This is a genomic window from Brevundimonas sp., assembly GCF_032107865.1.
Classification (GTDB): domain Bacteria; phylum Pseudomonadota; class Alphaproteobacteria; order Caulobacterales; family Caulobacteraceae; genus Brevundimonas.
In genome coordinates, this window is record NZ_DAMCNG010000016.1 from 15,465 (window position 1) to 28,051 (window position 12,587).

Annotated in this window: 10 protein-coding genes; 4 read left to right on the forward strand and 6 right to left on the reverse strand. The window is 65.2% G+C overall.

Annotated features, from left to right (window positions below):
* Positions 1-148 precede the first annotated feature (148 nt).
* The 6 genes from RT567_RS03055 to RT567_RS03080 all read right to left on the reverse strand — a co-directional run bounded on the left by RT567_RS03055 (position 149) and on the right by RT567_RS03080 (position 6,995).
* The gene (locus RT567_RS03055) at positions 149-1,468 is read right to left on the reverse strand and encodes a sorbosone dehydrogenase family protein (protein ID WP_313574191.1); all 1,320 of its coding nucleotides are present in this window, start codon (positions 1,466-1,468) and stop codon (positions 149-151) included.
* Complete coding sequence (locus RT567_RS03060) at positions 1,465-1,881, reverse strand: DUF2231 domain-containing protein (protein WP_313574193.1); 417 nt, start codon at positions 1,879-1,881, stop codon at positions 1,465-1,467. The genes RT567_RS03055 and RT567_RS03060 overlap by 4 nt, the downstream gene beginning before the upstream one ends.
* On the reverse strand, positions 1,878-2,102 hold the full coding sequence (locus tag RT567_RS03065) for a hypothetical protein (protein ID WP_313574194.1): 225 nt from the start codon (positions 2,100-2,102) through the stop codon (positions 1,878-1,880). The genes RT567_RS03060 and RT567_RS03065 overlap by 4 nt, the downstream gene beginning before the upstream one ends.
* A gap of 241 nt (positions 2,103-2,343) precedes the next feature.
* A complete protein-coding gene (locus tag RT567_RS03070; RefSeq protein ID WP_313574196.1) occupies positions 2,344-3,465 on the reverse strand; it encodes an osmoprotectant NAGGN system M42 family peptidase in 1,122 nt (373 codons plus the stop codon).
* Between the two features lie 19 nt (positions 3,466-3,484).
* Positions 3,485-5,230, reverse strand: coding sequence for an N-acetylglutaminylglutamine synthetase (gene ngg / locus RT567_RS03075; RefSeq protein ID WP_313574198.1), 1,746 nt, complete (start codon positions 5,228-5,230; stop codon positions 3,485-3,487).
* Positions 5,220-6,995 carry an N-acetylglutaminylglutamine amidotransferase gene (locus RT567_RS03080; protein WP_313574200.1) on the reverse strand — a complete coding sequence of 592 codons (1,776 nt, stop codon included), beginning with the start codon at positions 6,993-6,995 and terminating at the stop codon, positions 5,220-5,222. Before RT567_RS03080 ends, ngg begins: the two co-directional genes overlap by 11 nt.
* A gap of 64 nt (positions 6,996-7,059) precedes the next feature.
* On the opposite strand from RT567_RS03080, the gene RT567_RS03085 reads away from it, so the two are divergent.
* From RT567_RS03085 to RT567_RS03100, 4 genes are all read left to right on the forward strand, one after another.
* Complete coding sequence (locus RT567_RS03085; protein ID WP_313574202.1) at positions 7,060-7,542, forward strand: MarR family transcriptional regulator; 483 nt, start codon at positions 7,060-7,062, stop codon at positions 7,540-7,542.
* Between the two features lie 412 nt (positions 7,543-7,954).
* Positions 7,955-11,335, forward strand: a complete 3,381-nt coding sequence (locus tag RT567_RS03090) for a response regulator (RefSeq protein WP_312205202.1) — start codon at positions 7,955-7,957, stop codon at positions 11,333-11,335.
* Between the two features lie 7 nt (positions 11,336-11,342).
* Positions 11,343-12,167 carry a CheR family methyltransferase gene (locus tag RT567_RS03095; RefSeq protein ID WP_313574203.1) on the forward strand — a complete coding sequence of 275 codons (825 nt, stop codon included), beginning with the start codon at positions 11,343-11,345 and terminating at the stop codon, positions 12,165-12,167.
* Positions 12,164-12,587: chemotaxis protein CheB (locus RT567_RS03100; RefSeq protein ID WP_313574205.1), on the forward strand; the 424-nt coding region annotated here is incomplete at its 3' end. The genes RT567_RS03095 and RT567_RS03100, both read left to right, overlap by 4 nt.

Here is a 12,587-nt window from a genome sequence, read left to right on the forward strand (position 1 = left end):
CGCAGATTTCCCCCATCTGGATGGTGGAAGAACGGCGCGACGCGGAACGGCAGACGATCCGCAGCTCGCGTGAGGCACGCGTCGAGCGTTGGCCAAGGCGCTGAAGCTGCTCGAAACCGCAGAGGCCCGACTGTAGCGTCGAGTCCATCTATCGCCCGGGAACGGCCCCTGCGGGAGCGACGCGCCAAACCGTGTTGGACAGGTCGTCGGCCACCAGCAGAATCCGGCGCTGAGGATCGAACCAGACGCCCACGGGACGGCCGCGAGCTTCGCCTTTGTCCGTCAGAAAACCGGTCAGGAAGTCGACGGGCGGGCCGGCCGGCCGGCCGCCGGAGAACGGAACCCAGGCCACCTTGTAGCCCGCCAGATCCTGGCGATTCCAGCTCCCGTGCTGTCCGATGAAGGCCCCTTCGGCGAAGGCACCGCCGAAGCCGCCGTCGCGAGCGAACGAGAGACCGAGGGCCGCCACATGGGCTCCCAGGGCGTAATCCGGCTTCACGGCCGTGGCCACCAGTTCCGGCTTCTGGGGCCGCACGCGCGGGTCGACATTCTGTCCCCAGTAGCTGTATGGCCAGCCGTAAAAGGCGCCGTCGCGGACCGAGGTCAGATAGTCCGGAACGAGCTGGGGGCCGATTTCATCTCTTTCGTTCACTACGGCCCAGAGAGCGGCGCTCGACGGCTCGATCGCCAGCGCGGTGGGATTGCGGATGCCGCGGGCGATGGTCCGGCGCGCGCCCGTGGCCCGATCGACGGCCCAGACGACCGCCCGCTCCTCCTCCACGGCCATACCCCGCTCGCCCGCATTGCTGTTGGAACCGATGCCGACGTAGAGGGTCGATCCATCGACGTTGGCGGTCAGGGCCTTGGTCCAGTGATGATTGAGGGCGGACGGCAGGCGCGTCACCTCTTCAGCGGAGGCCGAGATCCGGGTCTGCCCTTCGACATAGGGGAAGCTGACCAGAGCGTCCTGCTCGGCCACATAGATGCGGCCGTCGACATAGGCGAGGCCATAAGGCGCGTTGAGACCGTCGATGAAGACCGAGCGGACTTCGGCGCGGCCGTCGTTATCGGCGTCGCGCAACAGCGTGACACGGTCCCCGCTCTCGACCTTCGTATTGCCCTGCTTCTTGATGACCCCTGCGATGACGTCCTTCGGCCTCAAGGCCGGCGCGCCGCCGCCCCGCCCCTCGGCCACGAGGATGTCGCCGTTAGGCAGGACCAGCATCTGACGCGGAATACGCAGGTCCGTAGCGAGGGCCGTCACCACGAAGCCTTCGGGGGCGCGCGGTGTCTCATCTCCCCATCCTACGGGCCGGGCGATACGCATCGGCGGCAGCAGGGTTTCCCTGATCTCCGGCAAGTCAGGCGCCGGCCCGACCTCATTGATCCCTTTTTCGCTTCGACCGCAGGCGGCCAAAGCCACGGCGCCGCCCAAGGCTCCGTACAGAAGAAGGCTGCTGCGAATCATCGGCCAGCCTCCTCGTCCAGCACCCCGGAATAGCGCAGCCAGCCCGCAAGCAGGGCCAGAACGCAGCACAGGGCGGACAGGGTGATGCCGAGCGCGCCCACGGAGCTCCATCCGTCCTGACTATGCTTGAATGCGTTCGCAAGCCCGACAAGGCACAAGGCCCCGAGGACGCCGCTGTACAGAAAACGCGAGACCCCGCGACGTCCCCAGGCCAGGTCGATCAGGCTCCATACGAAAGCCGCCCCGCCAAAGACCAAACCGCCGACGATCGCCCATGAAGAGAAGTTGCTCCACTGCATCTGCGCGGTCCGGAGATAGGCCGCGTCCGTCGCGGTCCCGAGGCTGAACAGAGCCACCGGAACGCTCAGGATCAGCCCCTGCACGGCCCGGCCCGGACCGGTCCACGCGGTCACGGCCGGCTCTCGACCAGTTCGACGCGACGGACCGCGCGGACGCCGCGCGCCTTCATCCGCCGTCTCAGCTGCTCGCGGATGCTCCAGCCTTCCAGATGCATCAGGTCGCTGATCGTATAGCCTTCCCGGGAAAGCGCTTCGCGCACGTCGCTTACCTTAAGGCAGGCGTGGTCTCGCTCGGCGATTTCAAACGCGCGTTCGATGACATGGGTCTGGTTCATGGCTCCTCCTTCGCCTGACCCAATCGGCCCTAGGCCATGCGGTTCCGAGCCCGAACGATATGACGCAGGCTGGCGATGATCCTGCAGGAAATTTTGCCCGCTTTCGAGGGCCAGACGCCCGGCGCGACGGCTCGCGCTCCGCTGCCGCCCAACGAGAACAGGATTTCAATGTGCGCAGGACATGGCGTCTCAGGCTGAGAAGAACCTCAGTCTTCCCTTCGTCCCGACGGCCAGGGCGACGTCAACTCGTCGAAATGTTCGGCTGATGCGTGAATCCCATGACGCCTGTCAGCGCGCGTGCGTCGCGTCCGATTTCCACCTCGCTCTGAGCATAGAGGGTCAGGAGGCGAGCCAGATCGGCCAAAGCGCTTTGATGGATGCGTTCGTAGCCATGGCTGGCGTCCACGCCAAACGTCACCAGGGCCGTGCGGATGTCGGCGCCGGATTCCAATGCAGAGGCGGAATCCGAACGATAGTAGCGGAACACGTCTTTCTGGTGCGGTATGTCGTGGTCCCGAGCCAGTTGCACCAGCTTGCGCGAGAGGTGCCAGTCAAAGGGTCCGGTTTGGTCGGCCATGGCGATGGTGACCCCGAACTCGGACGAGTTCTGGCCGGGCGCGGTGGTTCCATTGTCCACCGTGACCATCGCCGCCACGTCCGGGACCAGAACGGAGGAGGCGCCCACGCCCACCTCCTCGGCGATTGTGAACAGCCACCAAGTGTCGACGGTCGGCGTGCGTTTCTCGCGTAACATGCATTCCAGGGCGGCCAGCATGACGGCCACGCCTGCCTTGTCGTCGAGATGGCGCGAGACGATGAAACCGCTGTCGGTAAACTCGGGCTGGGCGTCGATGGCGACGATGTCGCCGACATCCACGCCCAGAGCCAGGGTGTCGGCTCGCCCGTGTATCACGGCGTCGATGCGCAGTTCGACCTGACGCCAATTGACGGGTTGGTCGTCCACCTCTTCGTTGAAGGTGTGTCCGGATGCCTTCAGGGGAAGAATCGTACCGCGATAGCTCCCGCCTTCCGCGAAGACGGTGCAGCGCGCGCCCTCCGCGAAACGCGACGACCAATGGCCGATCGGCACAAGTTCAAGCCGGCCGTTGTCCTTCACCGCCTTCACCTGGGCGCCGAGCGTATCGACATGCGCCACGATGGCCCGCGCCGGATTGGCTTCGAGCCCCGGCAGACGCGCCCGGATCGCGCCGCGCCGGGTCAGTTCGTAATCGAGGCCCAAGCGCTCAAGTTCTCGGCACAGGGCCCAGACGGCTTCGTCCGTGTAGCCTGTCGGACTAGGCAGGTTCAGTAGCTCTCCCAAACGGGCGTTCAGGTAGTCGAGGTCGATCTTCGGTGAGGTCAAGGTCGCTCCTGACATGGGTTCAGGCGTCGGTGCGCGCCGACAGCGGAAACAGCAGATCGATGAACCGTTCCGCCGTGGGTCGGGGTTCGTGATTGGCCAGGCCAGGACGCTCATTGGCTTCAATGAAGGCGTAATCCGGCTGATCGGGCGCACGCACCATCAGGTCGATCCCCGTCACCGGGATGTCGATGGCCCGCGCCGCCGCCATGGCGGCTTCAACCAGAACCGGATGCACCTTATCCGTGACGTCATGGATGGTGCCGCCCAGATGCAGGTTGGCCGCCTTGCGGACAAGGATCTCCTCGCCTTCTCCTGCGACATCATCCAGGCCATAGCCGGCCTCCGCCAGGGTGCGCTCCGTTTCGGCGTCAATGGGGATGCTGGATTCGCCGCCGGTGGCCGCGGCGCGCCGCCGGCTCTGATGCTCGATGAGGGCGCGCAAAGTCGAGCGACCGTCGCCGATGACGCGCGGCGGACGCCGCACTGCGCAGGCCACGACCTCATAGTCGATCACGACCAGGCGCAGATCCTCGCCTTCCACCTGCTCCTCGACAAGGACTTCCGGGCAGATACGCCGTGCTCGCAAGAGAGCCGCCTGAACGTCGGCCATCGTCTTCAGACCCACGGCCACGCCCTTGCCCTGCTCCCCTCGCGCGGGTTTGACTACCAACTGACCATAGGTCTCCAGCGCTTCGTCGATCGCGCCGAGATCCCGCGGATCGATGCGACGCGGTACGCGCACGCCTGCGGCTTCCACGATCCTGCGGGTCACCCGCTTGTCGTCGCAGATGCTGAGGGCCACGGCCGAGGTCAGTTCAGAAAGGCTTTCGCGGCAGCGGACGGAGCGCCCGCCCCACGAAAGGCGGAACAGCCCCCCTTCTGCGTCAATGATGTCGGTCTGGATGCCCCGTCGCCGCGCTTCGTCCACGATGATCCGGGCATAGGGGTTGAGCGCATGATCGTCAGCGGGTCCGACGAACAAGGCTTCATTGATCGGGTTCTTGCGCTTCACGCCGAAGAAATGGACGCGCCGGAAGCCCAGTTTCTCATAGAGGGCGATCGCTTGGGCGTTATCGTGCATGACCGATAGGTCCATGTGGGCCAGGCCGTGGGTCCTGAAGTGCTCCGCCAGACGGCGGACCAGAGCCTCGCCGACCCCCGGCTGGGTCGCCTGCGGATCGACCGCCAGGCACCAGAGAGACGAGCCGTTCTCGGGATCCTCAAAGGCGCGCACATGGTTCACCCCCGTCACCGTGCCGATCACCCCTCCGGTCGCGAGATCCTCTGCAACAAAATAAGAGAGCGACCGGTCGTCGCGACGCGACCAGAAGAAGTCCGGCGACACCTGGACCATCCGACGCTTGGCGTAGATGTCATTGACGGCATGAGCGTCCGCCTTCGACGTCAGGCGGCGGATGGTGAAACCGCGCGGCTGACGTCGGCTGGCGCGATAGGTCGCAAGATCCAGCCGATAGGTATGCGACGGGTCCAGAAACACTTCCTGCGGCGCAGCGGCCAGCAGGACGTGAGGATTGCGAACATAGAAGGCGATGTCGCGGCGATCCGGTCCCTCCGCGCGCAAAGCCTCGATCAGGGGCGCGGCGGTCTCGAAGGTCTGGGCGAACAGAAGGCGGCCCCAACCGCAGTCCAGCACCGCGCCCCGCGCAGGCTCGCGGCCGGCCTGCACCGGGGGCTTCAGCCCTTCATGGCGCAGACGTTTCAGCCGGTGCGCCTTGGGGCGCGCGAGGCGAAGATCAGACGCCATGTTGCTGCATCCACATTTCGAGGACGGCGACCTGCCACAACTCTGAACCTTGCAGAGGGGTGATATGTCCCGTCGGGTCAGCGAACAATCGGTCCAGATAGGCCCTGTCGAACAGTCCGCGATCACGCGCCGCCTGATTGGTGAGGGCTTCGCGCACAAGGTCGAGATAGGGGCCCTGGATGTATTTGAGCGCGGGCACCGGGAAATAGCCCTTCTTGCGGTCGATCACCTCTGAAGGGACGACGAGGCGCGCCGCCTCCTTGAGCACGCCCTTGCCGCCCTGGGCCAACTTGTGTTCCGGCGGGATGCGGCCAGCCAGTTCGACCAATTCGTGGTCGAGGAAGGGCACGCGCGCCTCCAGCCCCCAGGCCATGGTCATGTTGTCGACCCGCTTCACCGGATCATCGACCAGCATGATCTGGCTATCCAGCCGCAGCGCCTTGTCGACCGGCGTCTCCGCCCCGGCTTGCGCGAAATGGGCCTCGACCAGAGCCCGACTGACGTCGACGTCCGACATATAGGCGCCGTTCAACTGGGTCTTCAGGGTTTCGTGACTGCGATCGAAGAAGGCCCGGGCGTAGGCCTCGACCGGGTCAGCCGCCCCGACCATGGGCGGATACCAATGGTAACCGCCGAACACCTCGTCGGCTCCTTGCCCCGACTGGACGACCTTGATGTGTTTCGACACTTCCTGGCTGAGCAGGTAGAAGCCGACATTGTCGTAGCTGACCATCGGCTCAGACATGGCGGCGATCGTGCCCGGAAGGGCGTCCATCAGCCGCTGGTGCGGCACGAAGATCTGATGGTGCTTCGTCCCGTAATGACGGGCGATCAGATCGGAATAGACGAACTCATCCCCCTTCTCGCCGTTGGCCTCCTCGAAGCCGACTGAAAAGGTCATCAGGTCCTTCTGCCCCAATTCAGCCAGGAGGCCGACGATCAGGCTGGAATCCACCCCGCCCGACAGCAGCACGCCGACCGGGACATCGGCGACCATGCGGCGCTTCACCGCCTTGCGCAGGCCGTCCAGCACCTGGTCGCGCCAGTCCTCGGCGGTCAGGGCGGCGTCTTCGGCGTGGCGGGTCATGTCGGGCCGCCAATAGACCCGTTCGCGCGACTCGCCGTCCGGCTCGATCACCCGGATTGTCGCTGCGGGGAACTTCTTCACGCCCTTCAGGAGGGTGTGCGGCGGCGGCACCACCGCATGAAAGGTCATATAATGGTGCAGCCCCACCGGATCGATCGTCTTGTCGACCTCCCCCGCCGCCAGAAGCGCAGGGAGAGTCGAGGCGAAGCGCAGCCGCCTGCCGCGTTCCGCCAGATACAGCGGCTTGATGCCGAAGCGGTCACGCGCGATCACGATCCGACCGCTGTCGCGCTCGTGGAGGACGAAGGCGAACATCCCCTTGAACCGATCGACGCAGGCCTCGCCCCAGGCCTTCCAGGCTTTGATGATCACCTCCGTGTCGCCGTGCGAGAAGAAGCGGAAACCCAGCCCCTGAAGTTCCTCACGCAATTCCGGGTAGTTGTAGATGCAGCCGTTGAAGGCCAGGGTGACGCCCAGGTCGGCGTCCACCATCGGCTGCTGCGCCTTCTCCGACAGGTCGATGATCTTGAGGCGTCGATGCCCCAACCCCACTGGCCCGCGCATCACGATCCCGGACCCATCCGGTCCCCGGGGCGAGAGGGCGTCCGTCATCCGTTGAACCACGCCGGCATCGGCGGGGCGCCCGTCGAAGTTGATCTCGCCGCTAAGACCGCACATGGGTCCTCCTTGAAATGTGGATGCAGCGTGTACAAATGGTTAGTTCACGAATGAGTTCAACCCAATGAGCGAAATTCCCCTGCCGTCAGCCGCCGACGCCACGGCGTCATTGGTGCGCTCGGTCCGTCGCATCGCCCAGGCGATCGACGTCCGCTCGCGCGAGATCGCCCGGCTGACAGGCCTGACGCTGCCGCAGCTTCTGGTGCTGCAATCCATCCGTCGTCTCGGCGAGGTCAGCACCCGCGCCATTTCCCAGGACGTCTCCATGTCGCCGCCGACCGTGGTGGCGGTGCTCGACCGACTGGAGGCGCGCGGCCTCATCGTTCGGTACAGATCGACCACGGATCGTCGCATCGTCCACGCGCGCCTGACCGAACCGGGGCACAAAGCTCTGGCCGAGGCGCCGGACCTACTTCATGCGGAAGTGTTGGCGAGGCTAGCGCTGCTGTCGCCGAACAAACGACGCCAGGTCGCCGGAGCCGTCGCCGCCCTCGCCGATCTCATGGCGCCTTCCGACTTGGGTACGGAAGCACATCGAAGCGCCTAGATGCCTGGATACCCCGGCAAAATCTTGGACTTTGCCGCAAATTCATCATGAGCGAGAGGGAGACCCGGTCCGCCGCCCGTCTCCTCATCAGCGCCTTAGCCAATGCTGCGCCCGCTCCCCAAAACGCGATGCTGCGAGGCGGCTTTTTGTGGGTCAATGGGCGCCCTATTGGGCAGCCATGTCTGGCTGTTCATAAGTGTCTATTCGCAATTTCGGCCAGACAAAAAGCGGCGTTAGCGAAGACACCCTTGGCGATCACCGCAACTGCTCTGATCATGAACCAAGTCTGTGCAGCGAATCCAGCATAGGTTATTGCAACGTCCGCACGCGTCCTTAGGCAGGGCGCTCTCGCTCCTCGCCCAAGGTTCACAACTTGATGAAATCGTCACGTCGCCCGTCTGCGGGCTCGAAGATGGAGGCCTGGGCGGTTCTAGGGCTGGCCCTGGTTCTTTCCTTCTTCCTCGCCACAGGGCTTGTCGCCTGGAGGAATGTCGAAGTTCTGCGCGCGAACAACCAGCAGATCATCCATACGCACCAGGTGATCGTCGCCGTCGACGAACTGTTTTCCGCCGCCCAGGACGCCGAGACTGGCCAGCGCGGCTATCTGCTGACGGGCAACGTCTCCTATCTGCAGCCCTATGAGGCGGCGACCCGGGATCTCAACCGACGGATGGGCGACATCGCGGAGCTCACCCGCGACAACCCTGTCCAGCAAGGCCATCTAAATCAGCTGCGCGCTCGCCTCGACGCCAAACTGGCCGAGTTGGACGCCGCCCTTCAGGCGCGCCGCGCCGAGGGCATGCAGGCCGCTCTGACGCGGATGGCTACGGATCAGGGCAAGCAGGAGATGGACGCGATCCGGGCCCAAATCGCCCTCATGCGTCAGGAAGAGCAGGGCGTGCGCCAGCAACGCCTCGCCGAAATGGCCGCCTCCTATCGCACGGCGCTGATCAGCGGCGTGCTTTCGGGCCTGCTCGGAGCCGTCCTGACGATCGCGGTCTTCATGCTGATCCGTCGCAGCGCCAGGGCCCGCGCACGCCAGGAGTGGCTGCATGAAGGCCAAGTGGGCCTTGGCGCCGCCATGATGGGCGATCAGTCTCTGGAACAGCTGGCAGACAGTATACTTGCCTATCTGGCGCGCTATGCCGGCGTGCAGGCGGCCGCCCTATTCAAGGGCGAGGGCGGCCTTTATCGGCGTATCGCCGCGCTCGGCGTGCCTTCGGACGCGCCCGTTGCTGAACGCTTTGGCCCGCGCGAAGGGCTGCTTGGGCAGGTGGCGGCCGAAGGCCAGGTTCTGACGCTGTCCGACGTGCCGGAGGGCTATCTGACGATCGGTTCGGCCCTCGGCCGCGACAAGCCGAGGCACCTGGTCATCGCACCCGCTCGGGCGGACGGCGCGGTCAATGCGGTTCTGGAACTCGGCTTTCTGCAAACGCCGGACGAACGGCTTATGGCCCTGCTGGTAGAAACCGGGCCCGCCATCGGCACGGCCCTGCGCTCAGCACGCTACCGCGCCCAGCTGCAGAACATGCTGGAGGAAACCCAGCGCCAGGCCGAGGAGCTCCAGGTCCAGAGCGAGGAGCTCCGCGTCTCCAACGAAGAGCTGGAGGAACAGGGTCGGGCGCTGAAGGAATCCCAGGTGCGCCTGGAGCAGCAGCAGGCAGAGCTGGAGCAGACCAACAGCCAGCTGGAAGAACAGGCCCAGTTGCTGGAAACCCAACGCGACGATCTTGAGCGCGGCGCCTCGGCCCTAACGCTGAAGGCGCGCGAACTGGAGCAGGCCAGCCAGTACAAGTCCGACTTCCTGGCCAATATGTCCCATGAGCTACGGACCCCGCTCAACTCGCTGCTGATCCTGTCCAAGCTCCTGGCCGACAATCCAGCGGGAACGCTGTCGGAGGAACAGGTCAATTACGCCCGCACGATTCAGTCGTCCGGCAATGATCTCCTGGCCCTGATCAACGACATCCTCGACCTCTCCAAGATCGAGGCAGGCCACATTCAGGCGCGTCCCGAGCCGGTGTCGATGCAACGGTTGACCGAGGACGTCCGACAACTCTTCCAGCCGGTGGCGGACGATCGCGGTCTGGCTTTCGAGATCGAGCTGGACGCTGGATCTGATCTGATGGAGACGGATCGCCAGCGGCTGGAGCAGATCCTCAAGAACCTGCTATCGAACGCATTCAAGTTTACGGAAATCGGCGGTGTGAAGCTGGGCATATCGGCCCAGCCCGGCGACAGGATCGCCTTCGCTGTGTCGGATACTGGCATCGGCATATCGCCCGAGCAGCAGGCGGGGGTTTTCGAGGCCTTCCAGCAGGCCGACGGAACCATCAGCCGCAGATACGGCGGCACGGGCCTGGGCCTGTCGATCTCGCGCGAACTGGCGCGCCTGCTCGGCGGACGGATCACGCTGGAAAGCCGAGTGGGCGAAGGGAGCGTCTTCACCCTGACCCTTCCGCGCGCCTATGACGCTGCGCAGGTCCCTCCGCGCGAGACGCCTGCCCCTGCCCCGCATGTTTCACCCCAGTCGGAACCGCCTCCCGAGCGGCGTCAGTCAGTGTCTGCGAGCATCGAAGACGACCGCGACCATCTGGCCGGAACGCGCCGCCTGCTGCTGGTTGTCGAGGACGACGACCGCTTCGCCGCCATCGTCCGCGACCTGTCCCGCGAGCTGGGCTTCCAATGCATCGTGGCGGGCACGGCCCAGGAGGCTCTCAAGCTGGCCAAGCGCCATCGTCCCAGCGCGGTCGTGCTGGACGTGGGCCTGCCCGATCAGTCGGGGCTGACCGTTCTCGACGTGCTGAAGCGCGACGATGACACCCGCCACATCCCCATCCACGTTGTCTCGGCCGAGGATCACAGCCAGACCGCCCTGTCGCTGGGCGCCATCGGCTATCTGGTCAAGCCGGTGAAGCGCGAGGATCTCGCCGAGGTTCTGCGCACCCTCGAGGAAACGCTGACCCGCACCGTGCGCCGCGTGCTCATCGTCGAGGACGATCTGGTCCAGCGCGACGCGGTGAGCCGCCTGCTGGCCTCCGGCGACGTAGAAACCGTAGGCGTGGGCACCGCCGCCGAATGCCTGGAGCAACTCAGAACCCAGACCTTCGACTGCATGGTGCTGGATCTCACCCTGCCTGACGCGTCGGGCTTCTCCCTGCTGGAGACCCTCAGCCGCGAGGGCGGCCATGGCTTCCCGCCCGTTATCGTCTATACGGGGCGCGATCTGTCGCCCGATCACGAGCAGCAGCTGCGCCGCTATTCGAGCTCCATCATCATCAAGGGCGCCAAGTCGCCGGAGCGGCTGCTCGACGAGGTATCCCTCTTCCTCCACCAGGTGGTGTCCGAGCTTCCGCCCGAGCAGCAAAAGATGATCCGCAAGGCGCGCAATCGCGACGCCGTGCTGGAAGGGCGCCGGATTCTGATCGTCGAGGACGACGTCCGCAACGTCTACTCCCTGACCAATGTCCTTGAACCGCGCGGCGCCCTGGTGGAGATCGCCCGTAACGGCAAGGAAGCGCTCGAGGCGCTGGAGCAGGCCTCGACCGATCCTTCGAAGGCTGTCGACCTTGTGCTGATGGACGTGATGATGCCGGTCATGGACGGCCTGACGGCGACGCGTGAAATGAGAAAGGATCCGCGCTGGAAGACGCTGCCGGTGCTGATGCTGACCGCCAAGGCCATGCCGGACGACCAGGAGCGCTGCATGGCGGCCGGGGCGAACGACTACATGGCCAAGCCGCTGGACGTGGACAAGCTGCTGTCTTTGGTCCGCGTCTGGATGCCCCGCTGAGCCGGCCATGACGAACGAGATCGAGGATATCGAGATCGGTCTGCTGCTGGAGGCGCTGTACCAGCGCTACCATTACGACTTTCGCCAGTATGCGCGAGCGTCGATCAAGCGCCGCCTGATTCAGGCGCGCAGCCATTTCGGCATGCCGAGCCTGACGGCCCTGCAGGAACGGGTCCTGCACGATCCCGAAATGCTACCCCGTCTGCTCGCCTTCCTGACGGTTCAGGTCAGCGAGATGTTCCGCGATCCCGGCTACTTTCGCGCCCTGCGTGAGCAGGTGCTGCCCCATCTGCGCACCTATCCCTCGCTCAAGGTGTGGATCGCGGGGTGCAGCGCCGGGGAGGAGCTGTATTCCATGGCCATCCTGTTCCGCGAGGAAGGCCTGTTCGATCGCACCCTCTTCTACGCCACCGACATCAATCCCGACGCCCTGCGCGCCGCAGAAGCGGGGATCTATCCCCTCGATCGAATCCGCAAATTCACCGAAAATCACCAGAAGTCCGGCGGCCGTTCGTCCCTGTCCGACTACTATAGGGCGGATTATGGCCGGGCGGTCTTCGACAAGTCTCTGCGCGCCAATGTCGTCTTCTCGGACCACAGCCTGGTCACGGACGCCGTCTTCGCCGAGATGCAGCTCATCTCCTGCCGCAACGTCATGATCTATTTCGACCGGGGCCTTCAGGATCGCGCCGTGGGCCTGTTCAAGGACTCTCTGGCGCGCAACGGCTTTCTGGGGATCGGGTCGAAGGAAAGCCTGCGCTTCTCGCGACATGCGGCCGCCTTCTCCGAGTTCGTCCCGGCGGAGAAGATCTACAGGAAACGCGAACCATGAGTCCGTCCCCCGACCGGGCCGTGGTGATCGGCGCCTCCGCCGGTGGGGTGCAGGCCCTGCTCGCCCTCCTCCCGACGCTGCCGGCGGACTTCCCCTGGCCGATCTTCATCGTCCTGCACGTCCCGGCCGATCGCAGCAACGTCCTGGCCCCCTTGTTCGAGGCCAAATGCCGGGTCGAGGTCAAGGAAGCCGAGGACAAGGAGACCGCCCGTCCCGGGGTGGTGTATTTCGCCCCCTCGGACTACCACCTTCTGGTCGAGAGCAACGGCGATCTGGCCCTTTCTTCCGACGAAGCCGTCAACTATTCCCGCCCCTCCATCGACGTGCTGTTCGAAAGCGCGGCGGACGCCTACGGCGCCGGCCTGACCGGCGTGATCCTGACCGGCGCCAATGAGGACGGCGCGGCCGGGCTGAGCGCCG

Bases quoted from the DNA above. Each gene is read 5' to 3' on its own strand.
- RT567_RS03065 (WP_313574194.1), bottom strand. From the start codon at position 2,102: ATGAACCAGACCCATGTCATCGAACGCGCGTTTGAAATCGCCGAGCGA.
- RT567_RS03080 (WP_313574200.1), bottom strand. From the start codon at position 6,995: ATGTGCGGTCTTAGCGGCGAGATCAACTTCGACGGGCGCCCCGCCGAT.
- RT567_RS03095 (WP_313574203.1), top strand. From the start codon at position 11,343: ATGACGAACGAGATCGAGGATATCGAGATCGGTCTGCTGCTGGAGGCG.
- RT567_RS03090 (WP_312205202.1), top strand. From the start codon at position 7,955: ATGGAGGCCTGGGCGGTTCTAGGGCTGGCCCTGGTTCTTTCCTTCTTC.
- RT567_RS03055 (WP_313574191.1), bottom strand. From the start codon at position 1,468: ATGATTCGCAGCAGCCTTCTTCTGTACGGAGCCTTGGGCGGCGCCGTG.
- ngg (WP_313574198.1), bottom strand. From the start codon at position 5,230: ATGGCGTCTGATCTTCGCCTCGCGCGCCCCAAGGCGCACCGGCTGAAA.
- RT567_RS03085 (WP_313574202.1), top strand. From the start codon at position 7,060: ATGAGCGAAATTCCCCTGCCGTCAGCCGCCGACGCCACGGCGTCATTG.